Raw genomic sequence first — 23,314 nt, 5'->3', positions numbered from 1 at the left:
GGGTGCTTATTTTGAATAAATTTTTTGATCAGTTTCGCAAATATACTTGGCTTAAAAGTATTGCCTTTATTATTTTAGGGCTATTCAGCTTGTTACAGCCGGCATCAATGCTGAATATTTTTATTAACGTCACTGCCGGCTTCGTTGCCTTCTTTGGTATTTTAAACCTAATCTCAGCTTTTCGGCAACGTAAAGCCTACCAACGCAGTTTTAACTTACCCATTGGGATCAGTCAACTGGTCGGTGCCGGCTTGATTTTACTACTATCTAAGCCAATTTTGAGTGCATTGCCATTCTTATTAGGGATCAGCTTAGGGGTCAGTGGTATTGCAAAAATCGTTGACGCCTTCAGTCACCGGCAATATATCAATGTCCGGCCAACGCCGTTTATCCTTTACGGTATTGTCATGATTATTTTAGGCTTAGTCCTTGTATTTAACCCATTCAACACAATCTTGTTAGCCTTAAGAATCTTCGGTGCAGCGCTATTATTCAATGCCATTATGAATATTTTCACCGCCCGGAAATTAAAAGCTTAAACTTACTTTTAACGTCATTTAATTTCTTTTCTCCTAACTTCCTAAAACAAACAACCGGTCTGAATAGAGTCTACGCTTAACTTTGTTTTTCCTGGTTGATATAAAAACCCTAAAGATAGTCATTAACTTGGCTATCTTTTTTTACCAAATTTTTTAGTTTTGTTTTATAATACTAATAATAAAAAAGGAGTTTGATGATGTGGCGGAAATTAAAAAATGTACTTTAGCAGATTTAGATACTTTGCAAGCAGTTAGCATTCAAACCTATAAAGAAACTTTTGATGGTATCACAAAAGATGAAAACATGGTCACTTATTTAGAAGAAGCTTACAATAAGCCAAAACTCACTCGTGAATTGCAAAATGAACTTTCTGAATTTTACTTCTTGTACGTTCAACAGCAATTGGCCGGCTACTTTAAGGTCAATATCGAAGATGCCCAATCAGAACCCATGGGCCCAGATAGCTTTGAGGTCGAACGAATTTATGTCCGGCCAGCATTCAAACGTCAAGGTCTTGGCCGCCAGATGCTGACGCTGGCCACTGAACTGGCCCAGCAGCGACACAAAAAAGAAATGTGGCTGGGGGTCTGGGAACATAATTATAAAGCTCAGGCTTTTTATAAAACAATGGGTTTTGAACGCTTCAGTGAACATCATTTCATTATGGGGGATGATGTCCAAACCGATTTCCTACTTAAAAAAGTATTGCCAGAAGCTTAACTAATTTTAAAAAAATTCATAATTTGAGCGCTAGTAGTCGAAAAACCACTAACGCTCTTTTTTAGATTTATTTTAAGGGCTATCGAAGCTTGATCCGATAGTCTTTTTTTGTGATTTCTGATGATTATCTCTGCCGGAAAATAAATTATTTTATCAAAAGGTATTGAATATTGTAATGATTAGTATTACAGTTTAGTTGCTTACAAAATAGAAGTTGTTATTATGGAGGTCATCTTATGACAAAAGTTTTAATACTTGGTGCTAATGGACAAATCGCTAGAGAAGCCATTGACTTATTTAAAGACAGAAAAGACATTCAATTGAGCCTGTTTTTACGGCAAGCTAAACGCATTCAACCTGTAGCCCCTAGTGACAGCAAAATCATTGAAGGCGATGTTTTAAACCCTGAAGATTTGACCGCTGCTGTTACCGGTCAAGATGTGGTTTATGCAAATCTTTCCGGCACAAATTCCATTGAAAAACAAGCTAAAAGTGTCGTTACTGCCATGGACAAAGCCGGTGTTAAACGGTTAATCTGGATTTCAACTTTAGGAATTTATGATGAAGTACCTGGTAAATTTGGTGAATGGAACCACCACATGCTAGATGATGGTTATTTGCCAAACTACTCAGCTGCTGCCAAAATCATTGAAGCCTCCGACCTAGATTACACCATCATCCGGCCCGCTTGGCTGACAAATAAACATGAAATTGATTACGAAACTACTCAAAAAGGCACACCCTTTGTCGGCACCGAAGTTTCTCGCCGCAGTGTCGCCGCCTTTGTTGTAGAACTCGCTGAAAACCCAGCCATTGAAATCCGCCATTCCGTTGGCTTGAACAAACCAAATACCGACGGCGACCAACCCGCCTGGTATTAGTAGAGAGCGTGAACTAGAGCGGGAAAGCCTCGAGCACTAACCCATAGAAAAAAGCGTGAAGTCGCGGCTTCACGCTTTTTTTGTCCATAGTTGATGCAGTTTATTTTGCAGGCCATCAATACTATAAGTCAATATTAAAGACGCCGTTAACACCAACACTAATTTTAATAACAATGGCCCGGCGGTGATTGTTTTAAACATCAGATGTTGCTGTTGTAGCTGATCGGTAATACAAATAATCACCGGATGACAGAAATACAGCGTGTAAATATGGCTGCTTAACGCTTTAACATGTTTTTTCAGCTTCGTAAACCGCCGCATCAAATAATAACCTAAGCCATAAAATAGCAATAACGCTAAAAAAGTATAGGCCCCCCGTAAGTACATCATGACGCTGTACCAGGCCGTTTGATTTGTTTGATGAAACAATTCTAGCACTACTGCGTATAGCCCAAAATACCCCACAGTCATCCCTGCAATTAATCCCTTTAACTTCAGATGTCCCTGCCAATCTTCAAGGCGAAATTGCAGGCCCCAACGCATCCCGATAATAAATAAAAGCCCCCACCAATTTAATGGTGATAAATAAAGAAAACGATTCAACAGCGGCGGCATGGCGACTTGATTCACCAAATAAGTAATACCGATCGGCGTTAGACTGAAAAAGAGCATCGTCTGCCACTTAAATCGATGTAGCAATTCAAATAAAAAGCCATAGACTAAGTATAAGTAAATTAATAAAACCATAAAATAAAGATGATACCAAGCGCTACCCGTCCACAAATTTTCCCCGAGTTTTATGCCCTGGGTTAACCCTAACAACGGTTTAGCATTTAAGTAGCCGTTAATCATTGTGTAAATCAATGTCCAGCCGATATATGGCAACAGCAACTTCTTAGCCGCCGGATTAAACAAATGATTATAGCCGGGCCCCCGACGCCTATTTTGATAACTCAGTGTATTGGTCCAACCCGATAAAATAATAAACATAAAAATACCGCTGCTGGCAATTAAATCCGTATAGTACGCAAATGAACTAAATTTAACACTATTGGCCATCACATGAACAACCACCACAAAAAAGCCGGCAATGATCCGGACAAAATCTAACTGCACATCCCATTTTCGTTCCAAACATGCCGCTCCTTTCGTCGTTCGTGTATTTTTTAATATTATCACATTTCGCACCCAAAAAAATAACCGACCATCAAGTCGATTATTGAGCCGTTTTGATAGCCAGCTTAGGCTGCTGAATCAGCCGCTTGAGCCCTAACTTTACACCATCAATCAAATAGGCTAAAACGACAGCTCCCACAATGGTGATCCCAAGTTTTACCAATAACGGTCCCGTTTCATGGCTGCCAAAAAATGAATACGTCTGCTGCAGCTGATCAGTGATACAAATAATCACCGGATGGCAGAAGTAGATGGTATAAACGTGACTGCCTAAGCGTTGCATAGGTTTTTTCAAAAATGGTAAATATTGATACAATATGTACCCTAATGCATAAAAGAATAAAATACTTAAAAATGCGTACCCTTCCCGTAAATACATCATTAAATTATAAACGGCAATTCGTTGGCTGTGTTCAAATAAACCCGTGGTTATTGTGTAAAGATAAAAATAACCGCCGCCCACAATGGTCACTAAACCTAGTAATTTCAAATTACGGCCCCAAATCTTCAGTTTAAAATGTAACGCCCACAAAATGCCTAAAATAAACGGCAGCCCCCACCAATTTAGCGGCGAAGAATACAAAATATTATTTAACGCTGCGGGCATTTTGACAAGGCCCACGATGTAGGTGATGGCAATAGGACTCAAACCAAAAAATAGTAGTGTTGGCAAACGATATGCTTTTAACCAACGATATAACAAGCCATAAATTAAGTATAAATAAATCAAGATCACCATAAAATAAAGATGATACCAAGCTCCGCCAGTCAAAATATCCATCCCCAGCTTAGGCCAATCGGTTAAGCCCCACCAAACGTCTTGATGTAAGTAACCATTAATCGTTCGATAAATAAGCGTCCATATCAAATAAGGAATCAATAGCTTCGTAAAAGCACTTTTAAACAGCTGGGTCTGTTTTGGCCAGCGGCGCTGATTTTGAAATCGCAACGAATTGGTACAGCCTGATAAAATAATAAACATAAAAATACCGCTGCTCGCAACTAAATTAATATTATAAGCAATGTCATTGGTTTTTGTACTATTGGCCATCACATGAACAGTTATGACAAACAAAGCGGCAACGACTCGCACAAAGTCCAATGAATAATCTCGTTCTTTAGTCAAAATAATAATGTCCTTTGAAATTAATAATTGATTTAATTATAGCCTAAAACGACAATTAAAAAAGGCCAGATCAATAAAATAATTTTTGATCGGACCTTTTCTTATTTATCGGTTAAATAATCGCTCTAATTGCGTTGTCTCTAATCTATCGAATCACAAAAACAGAAATGGGTGCATATTTGGCCATGTAAGCTGCTTGACTACCAAAGTGCCGTTTCAGGCCCTTCTTAGATTCTGCGCCAATGACTAAAACATCTGGTTCAACTTTAGGGATAACCTTTTTAACGATCGTTTCCCCGGCATCCCCTTCTGCAACGACAATTTGAACATCTTCAATGCCAAATTGCTGCGCTAATTTCTGATACCCTTTTAAATGAGCTTCGAGTTCGGCACGCTGGCCGTGAACAAAGTCTTTATCTAAAGCCTGATACACATTGATTTCATCTGGTTCCAAAATTGAGCAAATCACTAAGTGGGCTTTATCAACTTTGGCACGATTCAAGGCGTAACGGAAGGCTAGCTGTGCATCTTCCGAATCATCCACCCCAACGAGTATTTTGTTAAATGTTTTGACGTTACTTGGATTTAAATCACGCATAACTTCTCATCATTTCCTTTATTTTTAGATTAGACGCCTATTTTGTGTTGCCTTTATCAGCTGCTTTTTGTGTTTCTAACTGCAATTCAAAGCGCTTATTGCCCTTGTACAATTCATAAATTGTCCAAGCCAACAATGCCAAAACAGCAACGATAAGCACATAAGCAATGCCGTGGGCCAGTGAGATTTCACCTTTAGAAGCACTGTCGCCGAAGAACCCAGCAATTGAATCTGGTAAGCCTAATAAGTTCAAATAAGTTAAGCCGACGACAGAAATCCAACCTAGTCCCTTAACAAACCAGCTATTTTTGAACCGATTACCCATTTCAACTTTACTATCTGTAAACATTAACAATGGCAACATTGAGAATGGTAAGGCAAAGGCTAAGAAGACTTGGGAGTTGTTCATCAAATTATTTAAGGCCACGTGCTGCTGCACTTCAGGTCTATGGGCGAACATCATAACACAGATTAAAACAGGCACTACGGAAATTAACCGGGTGATCAACCGCCGAGCCCATAAAGGCATCCGCATGTGGATAAACCCTTCCATGATAACTTGCCCGGTCAAAGTCCCTGTGATTGTCGAGTTTTGACCAGAGGCCAATAAGGCAACGGCAAACAAGACTGACAAAACACCTGACTTCGCAACGCCAATTAAAACGCCGTTACTTAAAGTCGAAGTATCTGACAAAGCTTCAAACAAACCGAAGAATGAAGGGTCTTTAACAGCACCAGTCTTGAAGACGGCAACCCCCATGATTAAGAGCAATGCATTTACGAAGAATGCAAAAGTTAATTGAATGTTAGAATCCCATTTTGCAAAACGGACGGTTTGAGCAACTTGATCTTCATCACTGTGGTCAATTGCCCGAGTTTGTGAGATTGCAGAGTGCAAGTACAGGTTATGGGGCATAACTGTGGCCCCAATAATCCCTAATGCCCCGTTTAATGGTGACATCCCACCAACAACTGGGGTTTTAGAAAAAGTTTCTGCCGTTGGTACTAAGCCTTTGATAACACCGCCCCAATCTGGGTCAGATAAGGCAACTTGATAGACGAAAACTAATAAAATGACTAAAATTAAACAAACGACCAAAGCTTCGATTTTACGGAAACCAATTTTAGTTAATAAGAGCAGTAATAAAACATCTAAAACGGTGATAAATACCGCGATTACCAGCGGAATGTGGAACAGTAAGTACAAGGCAATAGCCGCCCCAATAACTTCGGCGATATCCGTTGCCATGATGGCCAATTCCGTTAAAATCCATAATACGATCCCAAGTTTCTTACTGGTTCTTGCCCGAATGGCTTGAGCCAAGTCCATTTGTGTGACAATCCCTAACTTGGCTGCCATATATTGTAATAACATGGCAATCAAACTAGACATTAAGATAACTGACATCAGCATGTATTGGAAATTCTGCCCGCCGGTGATAGAAGTAGACCAATTACCTGGATCCATGTACCCAACGGCAACTAATGCACCTGGGCCTGAATAAGCAAATAAAGTGCGCCAAAAGCCCTTTCCCTTTGGTACCTCAACCGTACCATTAATTTCCTCCAAAGAAGGTCCATTCGCATATTCAATCAGTTTATGCTTGTGTTGACCGTTTTCTTCTTCAGCCATTTTAAATCAACTCCCTAATGATTTTTAATCCATTGTGTATTCTACACTATTTATTAAGGATTGGAAACAGAAAAGTAAGGCTAACCTAATTTAGATAACAGGGGTTATTGTTTTAAAATCGACACAAAACTTGGTATTATAATGATTAGACCAACTTTGAGCGTTGAAAAAAGGAGTTAATTTTTTTGTTTACTTTCAGAAAATCAAATAAAAATGATCTAACCGCAATTGTTGAAATTATGACCCAAGCAAAAACATTACTTGCCAAACGACAAATCCCCCAGTGGCAAAATCCTAGTGATGGTCCCACAGCTATGACTTTCAAAACCGATATGCTCACCGGACAAGGTTATGTCCTTTGCCAAGAAGAAAAAGTGGTAGCTTACGGGGCTTTAATTAGCGGTATTGATCCAGCATATGAAGCCATTGACGGCCAATGGCAGACACAGCCCACGTCTCGCGAATATATTGCCATCCATCGTTTGTGTGTCACCAGCACCTTAAAAAACCAGGGGCTTGCCTCTGAGATCATGCAACATTTAATTACCCAGGCCATCGCTTTAGATTACCAAGACATTCGAATTGATACCCACCGTTTGAATTTACCAATGCAACATGTGATTCAAAAAAATGGTTTCCAATATTGCGGTGTTGTAAAATTACCGATTCAAGACGGTGAACGTCTCGCTTTTCAGCTCTTAAACACGCCACAAAAGTAATCGTTTTTATTTTGTATTTTAAGCATGTTTATAGGGGGGAGTTTGTAAAAATGAATAAGGAAGATTTGTTAGATGCGAAATCAGCGTTTGATGTCAAGATGCTGGAATGTATTTTTCGTAGTCACGGTGCGATTTCTAAATCTCAATTGATCAATAATTTACAAACAACGTCTAGAATGGTCTCTGATCATGTGATCACCCTAAATGACAGTCTTAAAATGTTGCGAAATGTCAATTTTGTGCAACTCACCGAAACGAGAACGATGATTGTGTTAGAAATATCGCCAGATTCCAGTTTAGAAGAAATTACCAATCATATTATCCAGGAATCTCTCGTCTACAAAATTTTGGCTTACGCTTTTTGGCATCCAAATTTCACAATGCAAAAAATGCAGCAAGCTCTATTAATCAGTGAATCTACCTTGTTTCGGGCAATGAATAAGGTCAATCATTTACTCAGTGAATTTCAGATCTCCATTCGCAATAATCGGATCAATGGTCGTGAAATTAATATTCGGCACTTTTACTATAATTTATTCAGCACTTTAAATGCCACTAATCCAAAGTTGGCAACCGTTGCTGAACCCCACATTCAACAATTTATTACAGATTTTGAACACTTAATCGGCAGCCGTTTATCAGAAATCGGCCGTAATGCGATTAATATTTTTTACAATATTAATCTGCAGCGCAATAAATCTCGACATTTAGATACGGCCTTAGATATTGTAAATTTAAAAGCTATGGCTGAAAAACCTTATGGCCGCAAATTGATTCAAATTTTCCATAAAAATCTGCGCATTGTTTTTCGAGATTTAGACTTTGAAGTTGTAAATTTCATTTTATTTATTTCTTCTGAGCGCATTTTATCTTGGGACAGCGAGTTTTTTAAATTTATTCATAATACCGGTGCTTTGTCTGCCCATCTAGACCGTATTCGTTCGGTTGTCGCTGAAATTGTTGATTTTATCAGTGTTAAATTCCATTTCAGCCAACATTTTAATTTCTTGCGCTACACGCTGTATTACGAGATTGGCAATATTATTTTATTTCCCGGGATATTTAGCAGTTTTCACCAACTCTTAGACACCATTGATCAAACGAATCATTGGACCGAAGATAGCGGTCAAAATCAGTTTTGCGGCTGTTTAATCACTAAATTACAAAAAATTGATCCGATTTTTCAAAGTCCAGAAATTGTGCTCTTCTTAAAGGGTTACTTCACATTGATCTTGCGCTTATTAGTGGGTCAGACGACTAAAACTTTTCAGATTGGTTTTTATGATATGCATGAACAGTCCATTAATTATTATTTACAATCAAAATTGATGACGTTGATCAGTGCCCATTTTAATGTGGCTTTAACGCCATTTAAAGCCACTCAAAAATATGATCTTGTTTTGACGACAACGAATATGTATAACCGTCAAACTTTGTTGGATACGGTTCAAACAAACCAGCGAATCATCGAAATCAAGGATTTTGGTGCTCAGGAAGATATTTCTCGGGTAATGATCGCGTTAGATCATTGTGTTTCAGCTTATTTAAAAATGGATTTAGATGTTTATTTATAAGTGGCGACCCCAAAACCCAAAACAACCCCTATCTGTTGGCAGCTTTGCCCAACGGATAAGGGTTGTTTTTTATTGCTTCATTAATCTGCGTTAACGCTTTGCATGTAAACCAGTTGATCGGTTGAGATTTGTTCATATAGTTCATTACTCAAAGCACGATTATAATTTTTAACGGCGGCTTGATTTTGAATAAAGTTGTGCTCTTGCTGGAAGGCTTCAATTAAGAGTTCATTTTGTGCTTCCTGATCTGCTTTTGTCCCGGATAGCCGACGATGCCGTTCTTCATAAGCGCGGCGGACTAGACTGATTTCAGTTTCATTTTCCGGCGTATAACTGTCTATCAAATAGGCAATCACTGCGTCATAAGGCTTTTGCTCAATTTCTTTTAACTGTGTCCAACTCCGGCGTTTAATTTCAGCCATTTTATCCCGAGCTAGACTTTGCTGCTGCCGGCGCAATAATCTAAATTCATGACGCCGTTGACGCGCGGCTTTGTCTAAAGAAATTTTGCTGACGACAATAAAGCGAATGAAAAAAGAAAGCCGTTGCCGAAAGCTTTGTTGATTTTGTAAGTTTGTCGTCCGGGCGACTCTTAAATACCAATTCAACATTTGAGCGCTGATGGTACCAGCCTGATACATTTCATTGATTGTTTTTTGTTCAATCTGATAGGCTGCATCAAATAAAGCATCTAATTTTGCTTTATTGGGGGCTGCTTCAACTGGTCGTTGACCGGCTAAAATCATCATTACCGCATTGGCGTTAGGCGAAGTGCCATGACGGTCTTGGATCATTTTAATGGCATCATCCACCATTGCGGTTTTAGCTTGCGCCAATTGGGCTTCGGTAACCTGACTGACTTGCTTTGGTAAAATTCTTGGCAAAATCAAAGTTGGCACCAGCAGGCTCGTTAAGATAACAACTGATGCAATAAAAATAATATCATTTCGATAAGTAAAGCTATGGCCGCCTAAAGTTAACGGTAACGAAAAGGCCATTGCTAACGTAATCGTGCCATGGACACCACTGAGGGCTAAGATCAAACTATTTTTTGTTTGTTCCTGACGATTTTCCGCAGCGACCTTAGCCATATCCATTCGGCACCACAAAAAACGAACAAAGGTCATCACTGCGTATAATAAAACACCTAGGCCCACTAAAATGAGCACTGAGCCCGTATCTCTTTGCTGTAAGTGAATAATGACGCTTGGTAAAGAAACGCCTAATAACACAAAAACAATACCATTTAGGATGCTGGCCACGATAGACCAAGTGGTACTCATGACAATCTGCAGCCGGGAAGTGGTTAAACGTAAACGACCTTGCTGGATGCCGTGGATTAACCCGGTGGCGACCACCGCCAAAATACCAGAAACCCCAAAAGCCTCCGCAATTAGATAGACCGCAAATGGGGTTAACAGCGTGTACGGCACAATGACCGACGGCGTATCTACCCGACGATTAATCAAGGCAATGCGAACCCTCACAATGAGATAGCCCAAAATTAAGCCTAAAATAATGCCGCCAATAAAAACGTATAAGAAATTTTGAACCCCTGCGGTCACTGAAAACTTACCGGTAATTACTGCGGCGATAGCTAAATTAAAGGCTACGATCCCCGAAGCATCATTAAACAAGGATTCATTTTCTAATGTTTCCATAACTTTTTCAGGCACCGCCATATTGGTTGTAATCGAAGATACCGCCACTGCATCTGTGGGTGTAATAATGGCCCCCAGCGCTAAAGCAAGTGCTAATGAAAACTGCGGTATTAAGAAGTGTGTGACCGTACCCACTACCAAGATTGTAATTATCGCCAGCACAACTGCCAACGATAACGTAGTGCCTAACTGCCGGGTCAATTTTCGAATACTTGTATTTTGACCATCATTAAACATTAAGACCGAAATAATGGCTAACAAAAAAACTTCCGGCTCCAATTCAAAATCGCGGTAAAGGGGTGTTAAGGCTAACAATAAACCCGCTGCAATCTGCAAAAAAGCCACCGGTACTGCATTGAACCGTGCATAAACGGCATTAGCCGCAACAACGGCAGCCACAACGAGCAATACTAAAAAGATTGTATGCATTTTTCTTCTCCAGAAAAGTTATTTAAATCTAGTCTACACTTCAATTGCTGACAATTGAAGTACTTACACTCGTCAATTCTTCAAGGAAAAATAAAAAAAAGAACACGCTTTGCGATCATTTATTTTTTAAACTAGCCCTAATAAATTGAAAGCAGGTATATTATGCAAAAAACCATCTTATCGTACGTCTTTATCATGACCATCGCCTTAATCGGCATCAGCTACCTCGTAAACGCATAAAACAGAGCGGGAACTAGAGTGGGAAAGCCTCGAGCGTAACCTAGGCTAACGCCGTGAGCGGTCTTCGCTTACAAGTTAGACGTAGCTAAGCGCAGAAATCAGTCTTTGGGAGCGCATTTAAGCCAGAGCGCGATCTAGAGCGGGAAAGCCTCGAGCGTAACCTAGAATCTTGCAGGGTGTCGTCAGACACACAAGAGATTCGTAGTTATACAAAAAAGACCGAATCAAAATGGACTCAGTCTCCTTTAATTTGGCCATTAATGCCCCCAGTTTTAGCACTGGGCAAAGCTAAGGCCGTACGAATAAAATCAGTGCCCCGCTGCAATTCCGTTTGTGTCATAAAAATCATATCTTGATCGCCAACGCGCTGATTTTGCCCTTGTAACCGCAACGTTTCCACCGGCGCATTAGTCACCGGATAAGCGTTAAGCAATCGCAACAAATTATTAAATGTCAGATCCGTCTGTGTCTGAGCAGTTAACGCCGTGATGAAATCTTGATTTAACCATAATTTAGCAGAATGGCTCTTTTGCGCTAGCGCCAGTAAAATCGCTTGCTGCCGCTGTTGCCGGCCGTAATCACCTTGAGGATCTTCATGGCGCATTCTAGCATAAGCTAAGGCTTGATTACCGGTCATATGGGTGTTTTGTCCTTTTGTAAAGACATAGCCTTCGTACGTAAAACTTAAAGCCACCATCACGTCCACCCCGCCCACTTGATCAATAACCCGGGCTAAGCCGCCCATATTAATTAACACATAATAGTCAACCGGTATATTCAGTAATTTTTCAACCGTCTTAACACTCGTCTTGGCTTGCCCGTAAGCATAGGCTGCGTTGATTTTGCTCAGCCCTTTAGCCGCAAATCCCGGTACCGTGACGGCGGTATCTCGAGGAATGCTGGTCATCGTAACCGTCTGCTGTTTGGGATTTAAGGTCAAGACCATCATCGTATCCGTTAATCCTTGATAATTGCGCCCGAAAGCACCAGTATCTACGCCTAATAACAAAAGTGCTAAAGGCTTTTTTTGTGCTATTTTTTCAGCGGCCGTTTTTTCGGCAGTTTGGGCAACGGGCTGATAAGTCTCCGTGACCGCCTGTTTGAGCCGATGATATTTTCCCCAACCAAAGCCGACGCTAACCATCACCAACAGCAAAATTAATCCGATCCCAATTTTGAATTTAGCGTGTCGTTTCATTAATCCGGCCTCTGAATACAGCTGTTTGTGGTGTGCGTGAGCGTTACTTTTTGCGTTGGGCTACAGCCGGTACTCAACAACAGCAGGCATAATCCGTTTAGGACAACCCAACTTAATTTTTTACGTCGTGACAATTTGACAATCTCCCTTCAAATGAGGTCCATAAACCGCGGTCTAAATTTAAAATATAACTGGGTTCCAATTAATAGCAGTAACATGACGAATGTCCAAAAGAAGACCATCTGCTGACCATCTTGCCAAAACCAATGGCGCGATAGCAGACTATTCCGAAAGCCCTCAATGATATAGGTCAACGGATTTAACGTAAATATGCGTTTCAGCCAAGCAGGAAAATAAGTGCTGTTTAAATCCCAAACAACCCCTGATAAATAGAACAACACCCGCATGACGGACTGCAAAGCGATTTGATAATCTCGAATTAATACGGTAATTGTGGCACTCAATAAATTTAAACTGAACAAAAAACTCAGCATGCAGACAAAATAATAACCTAACTGCAGCCACATCACCGTGGGATAAATACCTTGGCTCACCATAATAAGTACGGTTAAGCCTAGCATGGCCCCAAAGTTGATCAGGCGGCCGATCAAGATCACCGTTGGTAAAATGCTCACCGGAAAATTAAGTTTGGAAACAAAAGGCAATTGTCTGACAATACTGGTCGTAGCCCCTAAAATAGTGGCATTCATGTATAGCCAACAGGTCAAACCAATCAACAGCCAAATAATAAAGGCGACGCCCGCCACTTTTTTACCATTATAAAATCCCAACCCAAAGATCAAATAATAAAGGCCCACTTGAATTAACGGATTTAAAAATTGCCAAAACAAGCCTAAATAATGATTTTGATAAGTGGCCCGCTCATCATAATGCGCTAAACGTAAAATCAAACCGAAATGCGCAATTTGTGCTTTCATAATTGTTTTAATTTCGATCATGGCTGTCACCTTCATCAAAGACAAATCATCAAACCTACAACGGCTAATAAACTCGTTAATGCCAAAGCTAGCAGTCGCGTGGGCCAAGTCATCGGCTGCGCCTTGGTACGGACTGTCGTTGGCGCTAACTCAAAAGTCGCCTGAGCCTGCTTGGCTTGGGTTTGATAGGTATGCTTTTTTGTCAACGACCATTGATTAAACATCGTGATAAAAGCTCGATAATTTTGCAGCACCATTTTAGTTGGCCCAATTTCTTTTAAATCGCCAAAATGCAGCCAAATTACCCGATCACAAAGTTGGGTGATTTGATTCAAAGCATGGCTGACAAAAATAATGGTTTTACCCGCTGCTTTTAAAGCCAGTAATTTTTGCATGCACTTGTTATAAAAAGTCTGATCCCCCACCGATAAAGCTTCATCAATGATTAAAATATCTGGTTTTTGATGAATGGCAATGGCAAAACCTAAACGCGCTCGCATCCCGCTGGAATACGTTTTGACTGGCTGTTCAATAAACGCCCCTAAATCCGCAAATTCAATGATCTCTTGTTGTACTTGCGCAATTTCTTGAGTGGTTAAGCCTTGCATCAATGCCTTTAATCGAATATTTTCTAAACCAGTTAATTGCCCTTTTAAACCCGCACCAATGGCAATGATTGCCACTGTTCCAGAAACAGTCAATTGGCCTGAAGTTGGGGCTAAGCGCGCACTGATCAAATTGACTAACGTTGACTTGCCCGACCCATTAATACCGACAATGCCCACCGCTTCACCAGCATAAATTTCAAAGCTAAGCCCTTTAAGTGCCCAAAATTGTGAGGCTGCCCGCTGTCCAAAGACAAGCGTCTTTAAATGATCTGATTTATTTTTGAATAGATCGTAAGCCTTCGTTAAAGCTTGTACTTTTAATTTTACCTGTGCTTCATCCATGACCGTCCCTGCCTTCTTCATAGGTTGTGTCGCCGTTATAACGCCTGACTCAGTTTTGCAATATGCTGATTTACTTTTAAATAATGTTTTGACTGCAGCCATAAATAGTTCAGCCATGTCACTTGCGCCGCCACCGTATGGGTCATTGCACTTTGTAAAGTTGTGTCTAAACTGTTATATAGCGACATAACTTGCAGTTTTTCATGATGCAGTTCGGCATAGAATTTAGCATCTGGATTTAACATGGGCGTGGCAATCAGGATTTTAGGATACGTTAAAGGCGCTGTTAAAAACGGTTCAAATTTTGTTAAAAAATTCGTTGGTAGACTGTCGTTTAAAAAGAAAGTATCATTTTTGGCGGTAAATGAGGTTAAGGTCAAAACTGGATTCACACTGACCGCATTGTAATCCGCACACAAGCCATAATATAAAGCAGCTGTGCCCCCACGGCCTTGCCCGTACAGCACCACATCATCTTTAGCAATATGATACTTTTGCATTACTTCAATAATCATGGCGCCAATATCTTGTTCAAAATCCGGATATTGTGGGGTATCAAAATAAAAACTACCACTGGACCGACATAAATCCATCACACTCAAAATCATAGTATTGTCCAGCAATTGCGGGGCGAGTAACGCGGCATTATTAATCAGCATCCGATCGGCGATGTTGCTGGTTAATCGTTGGGCCTCATCCGGCGTTGCCGAAAACAATACTAGCAGCCGTAACGGGGCTAAGTGATTTTTGGCCACGGCTTTAATCGTTTGCAAGGTGTAAAAGGTGGCGCCATGCTGCTGTAAATCTTGACGCTGCCATAATGTGCCTACCAGCGGGCGTTTAATAAAGTAGGATTTGTTGCCTTGAAACATATAATATATATAGTCATGATTCATTAATTCCTGATATAAAATACGCATGGCGTCAAAACGTGTGGTTAGAGCGAGTAGGCTTTGCGGTATGGTCGTATTAATAATCAATTTGTCGGCAGTCCAGTCAAGATTGGTGGCTGTTGCGTCGTATTGTTTTATTTTCATAATTTTTACCGGACCTTTCTTAGGTTATCACCGGTTCTCATGTAATCTTTTGCAAAAATTGTCTGTAGTATTTTATGACTTGCGGTGGCTGTCTCATTTGTCAGCAATTTCCGTTGAATCAAGGCGTCATAGGTCATTGGCGTTTTTTTCAAAATTTCAGTGACTAAGGCGGGCACTGTATTAGTGGTCGTTGTCAGGCCGCATTGCTGCTTAATATCAAAATACCAACCTATGGCTTGTTCATATTTAGATTGATCATCTTGGGTAATGATGATTTTTTTGTCTAATAGCGCATAATCAAAAATTGCTGAAGAATAATCTGAAATTAAAATATCTGCTAATAAATAGAGTTCTTGAATATCTACCCATTCGTTATAAAAACAATAAATTCTCGGATCCAGCGCTTTGTAATGCTTACGTTGACTGCTTTCTAAAGGATGCAGTTTAACAATCAATTCATAATTTGGTGGTAATTGATGGATCAATTGTTTTAGATTCGGGGTTGTTTTTTCACCCCAATTATTTTGCCGCCAAGTTGGACAGTATAAAATTATTTTTTTAGTGGCATCATAAGGTCGATTAAAATACTTAAGATACAATCGCTTTTTTTCGTTTAGATCATTTTTGTATTTTAATAAATAATCATTTTTAGGTGTGCCTGCTGCCAAGATGGTCAAATGCTTGTTCTTTGTTAGGTTAAAAGCGCTTTCCAGTAATTCTGTGTTGTACATTGAAGACGTCAATAAATAGTCCCATTTCTGCATTCTTGGTCCAAAAGCCGTCACTTCTTTTTGCCGCTGAACCGGATCGCTCAGATCATGAACCATATGTTTTAATGGTAGACCGTGCCATGTTTGGATAAAAATTTGACCTCTGCGTTTCCCGATTTTATCCAAACTATTGCCATTAATAATCACATATTTACAGCTGCGGGCTTTTTGAATATAGTCCGGGGTCCCAGTTCGAATCGGCACAAAGCCGTAACGACTAATGGTCATATCCACCAGCTGATTCGTGGCGCTAACAAAAATTTCTGCTTGCGGCCATTGCTGATGGATGGCTAATGCTAAATATTTAGGATCCCCTGAAAAATTCTGTCCGTGAAAAGATTCTACAAAAATGGCGGTTGCTGTCAGGGGTAAATCAGCGGCGACTAGTTGTTTGTTTTGAAGATGCTGGGTTAAATGTAAAATAGCCCACTGCTTCAATTTAGGTTGTTTTAACAAACCACCGATCAACGGCCAAGCCTTTAGTCGATTGTAAATTTTTCGATAAGGCGCCCAAAGATCGGTAGCATCCGTTGTTAACAAAGCGTCATAAATAGCAGTAAAAGCAACTGCTTTTTTGGGTACTTTTGGTGAGGCATTACTTTGCAGCCGCATATTTTCAAGGAACCGTTCATAATATTGACCGCCCAATCGTTTTAAAATTAGTAAATTGGTCTGATAATCCGTTAACGTATTGGCCGTTGCCACAAAGTCCAAAATTCTACGAGCATCGGTGACAATGTCTTTTTGCAGCCAGAGGCAGTTTTTGAATGCTTGGAAATTTTCAAAAATAACCCCGTCATCCCCACGATAAAAAATAACGGGATGTCCCGCATCAAAGGCTTCCGCAAAGGAATAACCAAAAGACTCCGCTCGGCCAGTATATAAATAGCAGTAATTCTCCGGTGGTGTTTGATTAATAAAAACATAGGCTTTTAAGTTGTAATAACTAATTAAATTTCGATATAAAATTTCGCCCGGCCCATAGCCTTCAATATAAAATTGAAAATTCTGACGCTGTAAATAATGCACTAAATAATCCATTAATTGGATCGCAAAGGGAATATCTTTTTCATTTTCAAATCGGGTGCGGACTAAAAAATTAATTTGATTTTTAGCGTCTGCTTTGCTTTCAAAAAAAGGCGTTTGCACGATGCCTTGCAAATGTGCCAAGCTCACTGTCTGTACATAAACATTTTTAAAATTAAACCGCTGAACAAAGGCAGTTCTGATAGATTCTGTGGCCACCCGAATACTACTGAAATAAACTAAATCCTCCGGTTGCACGGTTGCTTGTACGAGGGGCAAAGCCATATGAATTTCGCCAATAATCACACTATTGGGGTTTTGATAGCGCAAGTATTTCGCCAATGGAAAAAAGTTTTCCCGGGTAATAAAAATATAGTCTGCGGTTAGCGCTGTGCCCAAATCTGTAAAGGAGTAAAATCTGACTTGTTCATCAATGACTGCATTTTGATATTTTAAGGTCAAAACATCCACCGCCGTGAAGGTTCTAAAATTATAAACGGCCACCGTATCGCCGTGATTTCTAAACTCTGAAATTAAATTCAAATTACTCCGAGTCGTACCACCAGCCGCAAAGATATTAAAACTGATAATTGCTATTTTTTTCTTCACATCGATCACCTAGCCTAACTCAATCTAAGGTCCTTTTTGATCTTAGTCGTCGAAATTTCTGGTGTTCGTGGTAAATAAATCACAGTAGCCAAACTGGTAAGTTCATCGAATTGCCCACGCCAATCATCGCCCATTACAAAAATATTAACGCGGTATTCTTGAATATCTGCAGTTTTTTGCTGCCAACTATTTTCTGGAATCACCAAGTCGACATAACGAATGGCTTCCAATAATTGTTTTCTTTTTTTATAAGGAAAATAAGTCTGTTTGTGTTTACACCGCCAATTAAATTCATCAGTTGACAGCGCCACAATTAAATAATCTCCTAATGCCTTGGCGCGTTTGAGTAATTCAATATGTCCGTAATGCAACAAATCAAAGGTGCCGTAAGTAATCACTTTTTGCATAAGACCAACTCCTTGATCAAACCGGCCGATGTGTCACTGATTTTCGAGTGTACCGACGAAAGATATGCTTTTTGTAAATTCTAAAACTGAGTTGATTTAAAATATAAACCGATACCCGAGCGGCTACGTGACCATCATTAAATTCATGTAAATCCATGACATAACGCTGAATTGTTGGTGTGTATTGCGCAAAATTCGGTTGCCTCAGCCAATGGTCCAAAGCAGCTGAATCGCTGGCCACCGGTCCCAGTGGCCAAGCTGTAAACAAAGGTTGAATGCCAGGTTCTTGACTGTATTTTTGATAATCCGGACAATAAAACAACACTGGCCGCATAGGATTCATTAAACAATAATCAAAAACAGCGGCTGAGTAATCCGTAATAAATAAGCGACTTTGCTGCATTAATTGATAAAGTGGCTGAGCTGTTATCACAATATTTTGCGGTATTTGAAAATGATCTGCGGCAAGTTGGCTAATCAGCACGGGATGGAGTTTGATATAAAAGGTCCGTTTTGGATAGCGCCCAAATACGGCAATGGCTTGGCGGATAATATTGCGCATATTGTCACAGTTTTTTCTAAATGTCGGGGCGTATAAAACATCAATTTTAGGCTCAATCACCGCATTATTTCTTGGGAAATATAAGTCCGTTTGCAGACATCCCAGTTCTTTAATAACTTGTTTGGAAATACTAAAACAAGTTTGGAAAATTTGAGACATTTCCCGAGAACCACTGAGTACGGCCGTATACTTGTCGTAAACCATCTGAAATCGCCGTCGATCCAAATAGGGTCGCTTTAAATTAGCTTTATCCAACCAACCAAAATTTTTAATGGCCCCGCTGGCATGCCAAACTTGGATGACAGCTTGCTGTCGTAAAATTGAAATTTCAGCTAAGTAATCATCACAGACTACCAATTCTGCCCGTTTTAAATACGAAATATCATTTTTGAACAAAAAATTCTTTCGATTTAATGGCACAACCTTAAGGCCTTTATTTGCTAATTCAGTGGCTTGGTCCGCGGCTTTAGGTGCATAGACCAAAACAAGTTGTGCGCCTAAATTAGCAAATAACTTCAAAATTAAGCCCGCATCGTTATAGGCAAAAGCCATATAATACACAACAACAGCTTGTTTTTGTCGAGTCGTAGGCAAATGTTTTATCAAAATTAAATATATTTCTTTTATAATTGAAACAATAAACTGTCGGATGTGGTTAAATAAATTTGAGATCATCTCTAATCACTCCTAATTGCAGCTTAGAGCTGTATAAATGCAATGATCGGCGACTAAATAAATCATAAGTCTAATTAATTTGTATTATGAACCGTTTTTCTTATTTTATCAAATAATTTAATTAAAATAATTTATTTTGATTAGCAAAAAAGAAGCTGAGTCAAAATAACTTTAACTCAGCTTCTTTTTTTAAAATACATTTACCAGTTCAAACTTTTATATACCACGCTTAAGCTCTATCGTCATATTTTACAGCGGTCCCATAAGCCACAACGGACTGCATATCGGTACCGATTGAGCCAGAATCAAAGCGCATCATAACGACAGCATCAGCGCCTTTTTCATAAGCTGCTTGCCGCAAGCGATCAACGGCTTCATCCCGAGATTCATGGAGCATGCTCGTGTAGGCCTTGATTTCACCACCAACAATATTTTTTAAGCCAGCACCAATATTGCTAAAAACATTTTTAGATTGTGTCGTTAAACCAAAGACTTCACCGATTACAGTATAAGTCTGGCCTGGAATTGTTTCTGTTGTTGTAATTAAAATCGTTTCATAAGACTCTGCCATTAAGCATACCTCCAAATTATTAAAGATAGTTTATTATACCAAAGTTTTAAATAATGCCCTGCCTCTAGCCCTCAATAGAGTGATCGTCTTGGTAGATCCCAATATCTGCGACAATGATGTCGCCATTATACGCTGGTCCCTGGGCAATAGTTTGACCTATTTTTTGATAAGCCATGGTCACGGTAACATCTGCTTTAAAGGCCGTGCCTAAAACAGTCCCTGCATTCGCGCTAATACCACTGGCAATATCTATAGCCAATTTACCCGCAGCAGCCGCATTTAGTTGTTCAATCACCGTGGCAAATTTACCAGTCACTGACCGTGATAAACCGATGCCAAAAATAGCATCCACAATCGTTGTATACGTATCCAATTCTGGTAGTGCCTCTAAAATTGTAATGCCATAATATTGGCAGACTTTTAATTGTGTTTTTGTTTGGGCAGTGGCCTTTTCTGGATTACCAATCAACACCACCGTCACAGGAATACCTTTAAGCCATAATAAGCGTGCCACCGCTAGGCCATCCCCGCCATTATTGCCGACACCGCAAACAACCAATACCTTATTTGTACTCATTTGTTTGACAATAACATCCGTTGCTGCCAATGCGGCTCGTTCCATCAAAACAAGTGATGGTAGGCCAATGTCTTCAATGGTATGCCGATCACATTCCGCCATTTGTTCAGCAGTTAATACTTGTTCTCCAGTCATAACCCTGCCCCCTTTTATCTATCATACAACATTTGCCTTATATGGAATAGCTAATTTTTTTAGTTAGGTTTGCTTAACATTTATATTTTAAAGGGGTATACTATAAGTGTGATTTAGACGCCATAAAATACACTTTTAGGAGGTTTTTTAATGCTTGCAAAACCAATTTCCGCAGACTACTTGGCAATTTCAAAAGTTCTAGCCGATGTTTTGCCTAAAGCTAAAACCAATATTTTATATCATCAAGCAGCCCCTTTAACAAAAACTAAAATTACGGATTATTATGAATTACAGCTGGGGTTACCGCTTAATGGCCGACTAACTACCTTATTTTTGTACAAAAATCTTGATACAGGTTATACTTTGACAGACTTGGGCACTTTATTATTCACCAATCAAATTTTAGAGCCTTTCATTAAACAACAGCGCACTAAAAGCGCAGATGCTCAAACTTATGAGAACTACGATGTATCTGTCTGCCAGTTCTTGAAGCAACCTTGGTTTAAGAACTTTCTAGGCCAGTATCATCTGACATTAACCCATGAAGTAGCCATTGAAGCTGGTTTTGAAACACGCCCAGAATTAAAAACAGCGTTACAGGCGTTTTTAAACTTATTCAACGATTTATTAAAACCGGATACCGCTAAAGTCGCCTTATCTTAAAATTAAAAAATAGCAACTGTTAAATTACCAAAAGTTTGATAACTTAGTAGTTGCTATTTTTTAAGAAAATTATTTTAAAGTGCTAACCCAACGTAATAGTGAATTGCCATGGTAACAATCCCCACAATGACATTACGGATAACAGCATTTTTAACAAGGCCATTGCCTAACTTGGCACTTAAAAAACCAGTTAATGTAACTGATAATGATACCGCCAAAATTGTCCCTGGCCATTTGAAGGCGTTTGGCAACAAGGTCATTGCTAATAAAGGAAATAAACCACCGGCAGCTGCAGCCGCCATTGAAGAAAAGGCCGCATTCCATGGGCTCATGTAATGATTTAAGACTAAATCATATTTTACCCGGACAACAGTGGCTAATGCATTTTGCGCCATGAGATCTGTGGCAATAGCTTCAGAGGTCTCCTCGGAAACACCCTTTTCGCGATAAAAGGCAACAACGGCACTCACTTCGCCTTCATAATCACTTTTCAAAAGTTCAGCTTCTTTAGCCACAACGGCTTTTTCAGTATCTTTTTGCGAACTCACTGAGGCATATTCCCCAGAGGCCATAGAAAAGGCACAGGCTAATAGATCGGCTAGGCCGGCAATAAAGATGGTAAACTCATTAGTAGTTGCCACGGCAACACTGAACAGAACCCCAACAACGGTTAAGATGCCGTCATTTGAACCTAGAACCCCGGCTCTTAACGTGTTTGAGCGTTCTTGCATTGTTGCTGGCGCTTTTTTTGCAGTTTTACGATTGATCATTTAATTTCATCTCCATTACCTGGCAAACAAGCTCCCAATGACGTAGGTGATAATCATCGTCAATAGGCCTGAAATTACATTTCTTAAAACGGCTTTCCCCCGGTTCGCATTCCCTAAGGCGGCAGCGGCATAGCCCGTAACCGTCAAAGCTAAGACGACGGCAATCACTGTCGCAATCACGCGAATGTTCGTAGGAAACATCGTAATAGCTAGTAAAGGTAAAATAGAGCCTGTTGGAAAGGCAATCATCGAGGCCAAAGCTGCCTTGATTGCACTAGTATGTTCTTTAGGGTTAAAGCCGTAACGTTCTCGAACCGCCGTTTCTAATGGACTGCTGGCCATCATTTCAACGGCTGCTTTATGGGCTAATTCTGGTCGAATACCAGTCTTTACATATTTTTCTTTAATATAGGCTACTTCGTCATCATAATGGTCATCCAAACGTTGCACTTCTTCTTGAACGGCGTGACGTTCTGTATCACGCTGAGAATTTACCGAGACATATTCCCCCATTGCCATCGAAACCGTGCCGGCAAGCATTCCAGAAATACCTGCTAGAAAAATAGCATGGCTGTTACTAGTGGCACCGGCTACCCCAATGACAATCCCAGCAATTGACAAAATCCCATCATTTGCCCCCATAACCGAGGCACGCATTAAATTAATTTTTTCCGCTAAGGAAGTTTTTTTCTTTTGTACCACGGTTGATTTCTTCGCTTTCTGCATTGTTTCGCCTTCGTTCTAATTTAGAATAATTATTGTTTGGAACTAGGCTTTATTATAATTCCATAACTAGACCAGGTCAATAGTGTTTTAACATTTCTTTGAGTCTCTTAATCTTTAAATATTTTTGTTTCATAAGTTATAGACATGTTTAGCCTTTGTTATCGGTATTTTGACGAAATTGATAACTTCGTCACTGAACTTTTAAATTTACCTTTTTCTAGTTTACTTCTAATTTAGCCTAAGTAAACCACTACTTATTTAGAATTTTAAAATACCCTATTACCGATAAAATGTCTAATAACGACTATTAATAAGCGCTTACATACAATTCAATTGATATCAATTATCATTTGGACGTCTATATAAAAACAGAGCGTGCAACGTCCCCTTTTTTTGGAGGCTT

Annotated in this window: 22 protein-coding genes; 6 read left to right on the top strand and 16 right to left on the bottom strand. The window is 39.7% G+C overall.

Annotated elements, in window-relative coordinates:
* Nucleotides 1–11: 11 nt before the first annotated feature.
* The 3 genes from EKM93_RS08625 to EKM93_RS08615 all read left to right on the top strand — a co-directional run bounded on the left by EKM93_RS08625 (nucleotide 12) and on the right by EKM93_RS08615 (nucleotide 2,141).
* Nucleotides 12–539 carry an HdeD family acid-resistance protein gene (locus EKM93_RS08625; RefSeq protein WP_125714992.1) on the top strand — a complete coding sequence of 176 codons (528 nt, stop codon included), beginning with the start codon at nucleotides 12–14 and terminating at the stop codon, nucleotides 537–539.
* 199 nt (nucleotides 540–738) lie between these two features.
* Nucleotides 739–1,260, top strand: a complete 522-nt coding sequence (locus tag EKM93_RS08620; protein WP_125714990.1) for a GNAT family N-acetyltransferase — start codon at nucleotides 739–741, stop codon at nucleotides 1,258–1,260.
* 236 nt (nucleotides 1,261–1,496) lie between these two features.
* Complete coding sequence (locus EKM93_RS08615) at nucleotides 1,497–2,141, top strand: SDR family oxidoreductase (protein ID WP_125714987.1); 645 nt, start codon at nucleotides 1,497–1,499, stop codon at nucleotides 2,139–2,141.
* Nucleotides 2,142–2,210: 69 nt separating this feature from the next.
* On the opposite strand, the gene EKM93_RS08610 is transcribed toward EKM93_RS08615, so the two are convergent.
* The 4 genes from EKM93_RS08610 to EKM93_RS08595 form a co-directional block, all read right to left on the bottom strand.
* A complete protein-coding gene (locus EKM93_RS08610) occupies nucleotides 2,211–3,275 on the bottom strand; it encodes an acyltransferase family protein (RefSeq protein ID WP_164507040.1) in 1,065 nt (354 codons plus the stop codon).
* Nucleotides 3,276–3,357: 82 nt separating this feature from the next.
* The gene (locus EKM93_RS08605) at nucleotides 3,358–4,443 is read right to left on the bottom strand and encodes an acyltransferase family protein (RefSeq protein ID WP_164507039.1); all 1,086 of its coding nucleotides are present in this window, start codon (nucleotides 4,441–4,443) and stop codon (nucleotides 3,358–3,360) included.
* A gap of 145 nt (nucleotides 4,444–4,588) precedes the next feature.
* On the bottom strand, nucleotides 4,589–5,041 hold the full coding sequence (locus EKM93_RS08600) for a universal stress protein (protein WP_125714982.1): 453 nt from the start codon (nucleotides 5,039–5,041) through the stop codon (nucleotides 4,589–4,591).
* A 37-nt stretch (nucleotides 5,042–5,078) separates the two neighbouring features.
* Nucleotides 5,079–6,674 carry an Nramp family divalent metal transporter gene (locus EKM93_RS08595; protein ID WP_125714980.1) on the bottom strand — a complete coding sequence of 532 codons (1,596 nt, stop codon included), beginning with the start codon at nucleotides 6,672–6,674 and terminating at the stop codon, nucleotides 5,079–5,081.
* 185 nt (nucleotides 6,675–6,859) lie between these two features.
* On the opposite strand from EKM93_RS08595, the gene EKM93_RS08590 reads away from it, so the two are divergent.
* Complete coding sequence (locus EKM93_RS08590) at nucleotides 6,860–7,393, top strand: GNAT family N-acetyltransferase (RefSeq protein ID WP_125714978.1); 534 nt, start codon at nucleotides 6,860–6,862, stop codon at nucleotides 7,391–7,393.
* A 50-nt stretch (nucleotides 7,394–7,443) separates the two neighbouring features.
* Nucleotides 7,444–8,967 carry a helix-turn-helix domain-containing protein gene (locus tag EKM93_RS08585; RefSeq protein ID WP_125714976.1) on the top strand — a complete coding sequence of 508 codons (1,524 nt, stop codon included), beginning with the start codon at nucleotides 7,444–7,446 and terminating at the stop codon, nucleotides 8,965–8,967.
* A gap of 80 nt (nucleotides 8,968–9,047) precedes the next feature.
* Here EKM93_RS08585 and EKM93_RS08580 read toward each other — a convergent pair whose 3' ends face one another.
* The 10 genes from EKM93_RS08580 to EKM93_RS08535 all read right to left on the bottom strand — a co-directional run bounded on the left by EKM93_RS08580 (nucleotide 9,048) and on the right by EKM93_RS08535 (nucleotide 20,752).
* Entirely contained in the window at nucleotides 9,048–11,057 is a 2,010-nt protein-coding gene (locus EKM93_RS08580) for a Na+/H+ antiporter (RefSeq protein ID WP_125714974.1), read from the bottom strand.
* A 475-nt stretch (nucleotides 11,058–11,532) separates the two neighbouring features.
* The gene (locus EKM93_RS08575; RefSeq protein WP_125714972.1) at nucleotides 11,533–12,495 is read right to left on the bottom strand and encodes an LCP family protein; all 963 of its coding nucleotides are present in this window, start codon (nucleotides 12,493–12,495) and stop codon (nucleotides 11,533–11,535) included.
* A gap of 149 nt (nucleotides 12,496–12,644) precedes the next feature.
* Nucleotides 12,645–13,454, bottom strand: coding sequence for an ABC transporter permease (locus EKM93_RS08570; RefSeq protein WP_125714970.1), 810 nt, complete (start codon nucleotides 13,452–13,454; stop codon nucleotides 12,645–12,647).
* A 14-nt stretch (nucleotides 13,455–13,468) separates the two neighbouring features.
* A complete protein-coding gene (locus EKM93_RS08565) occupies nucleotides 13,469–14,500 on the bottom strand; it encodes an ABC transporter ATP-binding protein (protein ID WP_225423675.1) in 1,032 nt (343 codons plus the stop codon).
* Nucleotides 14,419–15,420 carry an XcbB/CpsF family capsular polysaccharide biosynthesis protein gene (locus EKM93_RS08560; RefSeq protein WP_125714969.1) on the bottom strand — a complete coding sequence of 334 codons (1,002 nt, stop codon included), beginning with the start codon at nucleotides 15,418–15,420 and terminating at the stop codon, nucleotides 14,419–14,421. Before EKM93_RS08560 ends, EKM93_RS08565 begins: the two co-directional genes overlap by 82 nt.
* A 5-nt stretch (nucleotides 15,421–15,425) precedes the next feature.
* On the bottom strand, nucleotides 15,426–17,825 hold the full coding sequence (locus EKM93_RS08555; protein WP_125714967.1) for a CDP-glycerol glycerophosphotransferase family protein: 2,400 nt from the start codon (nucleotides 17,823–17,825) through the stop codon (nucleotides 15,426–15,428).
* Between the two features lie 14 nt (nucleotides 17,826–17,839).
* Nucleotides 17,840–18,232: a glycerol-3-phosphate cytidylyltransferase gene (gene tagD / locus EKM93_RS08550; protein ID WP_125714965.1), complete on the bottom strand. Its 393-nt coding sequence runs from the start codon at nucleotides 18,230–18,232 to the stop codon at nucleotides 17,840–17,842.
* A gap of 16 nt (nucleotides 18,233–18,248) precedes the next feature.
* Nucleotides 18,249–19,469 carry a CDP-glycerol glycerophosphotransferase family protein gene (locus tag EKM93_RS08545; RefSeq protein WP_125714963.1) on the bottom strand — a complete coding sequence of 407 codons (1,221 nt, stop codon included), beginning with the start codon at nucleotides 19,467–19,469 and terminating at the stop codon, nucleotides 18,249–18,251.
* 229 nt (nucleotides 19,470–19,698) lie between these two features.
* Complete coding sequence (locus tag EKM93_RS08540; RefSeq protein ID WP_125714961.1) at nucleotides 19,699–20,040, bottom strand: heavy metal-binding domain-containing protein; 342 nt, start codon at nucleotides 20,038–20,040, stop codon at nucleotides 19,699–19,701.
* 64 nt (nucleotides 20,041–20,104) lie between these two features.
* Nucleotides 20,105–20,752 carry an NAD(P)H-hydrate epimerase gene (locus EKM93_RS08535; RefSeq protein ID WP_125714959.1) on the bottom strand — a complete coding sequence of 216 codons (648 nt, stop codon included), beginning with the start codon at nucleotides 20,750–20,752 and terminating at the stop codon, nucleotides 20,105–20,107.
* A 150-nt stretch (nucleotides 20,753–20,902) separates the two neighbouring features.
* On the opposite strand from EKM93_RS08535, the gene EKM93_RS08530 reads away from it, so the two are divergent.
* Nucleotides 20,903–21,415: a hypothetical protein gene (locus EKM93_RS08530; RefSeq protein WP_125714957.1), complete on the top strand. Its 513-nt coding sequence runs from the start codon at nucleotides 20,903–20,905 to the stop codon at nucleotides 21,413–21,415.
* A 74-nt stretch (nucleotides 21,416–21,489) separates the two neighbouring features.
* Here EKM93_RS08530 and EKM93_RS08525 read toward each other — a convergent pair whose 3' ends face one another.
* Together EKM93_RS08525 and EKM93_RS08520 are read right to left on the bottom strand one after the other, a co-directional pair.
* The gene (locus tag EKM93_RS08525; RefSeq protein ID WP_225423674.1) at nucleotides 21,490–22,185 is read right to left on the bottom strand and encodes a VIT1/CCC1 transporter family protein; all 696 of its coding nucleotides are present in this window, start codon (nucleotides 22,183–22,185) and stop codon (nucleotides 21,490–21,492) included.
* 15 nt (nucleotides 22,186–22,200) lie between these two features.
* Entirely contained in the window at nucleotides 22,201–22,911 is a 711-nt protein-coding gene (locus EKM93_RS08520) for a VIT1/CCC1 transporter family protein (RefSeq protein ID WP_125714955.1), read from the bottom strand.
* Between the last annotated feature and the right edge of the window lie 403 nt (nucleotides 22,912–23,314).

The organism is Agrilactobacillus yilanensis, from assembly GCF_003946725.1.
In the GTDB taxonomy this organism is placed as follows: Bacteria; Bacillota; Bacilli; order Lactobacillales; family Lactobacillaceae; genus Agrilactobacillus; species Agrilactobacillus yilanensis.
This window is presented reverse-complemented; position numbering and strand designations above follow the sequence as displayed.

Coding starts and splice junctions, on each gene's coding strand:
- EKM93_RS08540 (WP_125714961.1), bottom strand. CDS start 20,040: ATGGCAGAGTCTTATGAAACGATTTTAATTACAACAACAGAAACAATT.
- EKM93_RS08560 (WP_125714969.1), bottom strand. CDS start 15,420: ATGAAAATAAAACAATACGACGCAACAGCCACCAATCTTGACTGGACT.
- tagD (WP_125714965.1), bottom strand. CDS start 18,232: ATGCAAAAAGTGATTACTTACGGCACCTTTGATTTGTTGCATTACGGA.
- EKM93_RS08595 (WP_125714980.1), bottom strand. CDS start 6,674: ATGGCTGAAGAAGAAAACGGTCAACACAAGCATAAACTGATTGAATAT.
- EKM93_RS08575 (WP_125714972.1), bottom strand. CDS start 12,495: ATGAAACGACACGCTAAATTCAAAATTGGGATCGGATTAATTTTGCTG.
- EKM93_RS08530 (WP_125714957.1), top strand. CDS start 20,903: ATGCTTGCAAAACCAATTTCCGCAGACTACTTGGCAATTTCAAAAGTT.
- EKM93_RS08600 (WP_125714982.1), bottom strand. CDS start 5,041: ATGCGTGATTTAAATCCAAGTAACGTCAAAACATTTAACAAAATACTC.
- EKM93_RS08615 (WP_125714987.1), top strand. CDS start 1,497: ATGACAAAAGTTTTAATACTTGGTGCTAATGGACAAATCGCTAGAGAA.
- EKM93_RS08565 (WP_225423675.1), bottom strand. CDS start 14,500: ATGGCTGAACTATTTATGGCTGCAGTCAAAACATTATTTAAAAGTAAA.
- EKM93_RS08585 (WP_125714976.1), top strand. CDS start 7,444: ATGAATAAGGAAGATTTGTTAGATGCGAAATCAGCGTTTGATGTCAAG.
- EKM93_RS08525 (WP_225423674.1), bottom strand. CDS start 22,185: ATGATCAATCGTAAAACTGCAAAAAAAGCGCCAGCAACAATGCAAGAA.
- EKM93_RS08535 (WP_125714959.1), bottom strand. CDS start 20,752: ATGACTGGAGAACAAGTATTAACTGCTGAACAAATGGCGGAATGTGAT.
- EKM93_RS08580 (WP_125714974.1), bottom strand. CDS start 11,057: ATGCATACAATCTTTTTAGTATTGCTCGTTGTGGCTGCCGTTGTTGCG.
- EKM93_RS08570 (WP_125714970.1), bottom strand. CDS start 13,454: ATGATCGAAATTAAAACAATTATGAAAGCACAAATTGCGCATTTCGGT.
- EKM93_RS08545 (WP_125714963.1), bottom strand. CDS start 19,469: ATGATCTCAAATTTATTTAACCACATCCGACAGTTTATTGTTTCAATT.
- EKM93_RS08520 (WP_125714955.1), bottom strand. CDS start 22,911: ATGCAGAAAGCGAAGAAATCAACCGTGGTACAAAAGAAAAAAACTTCC.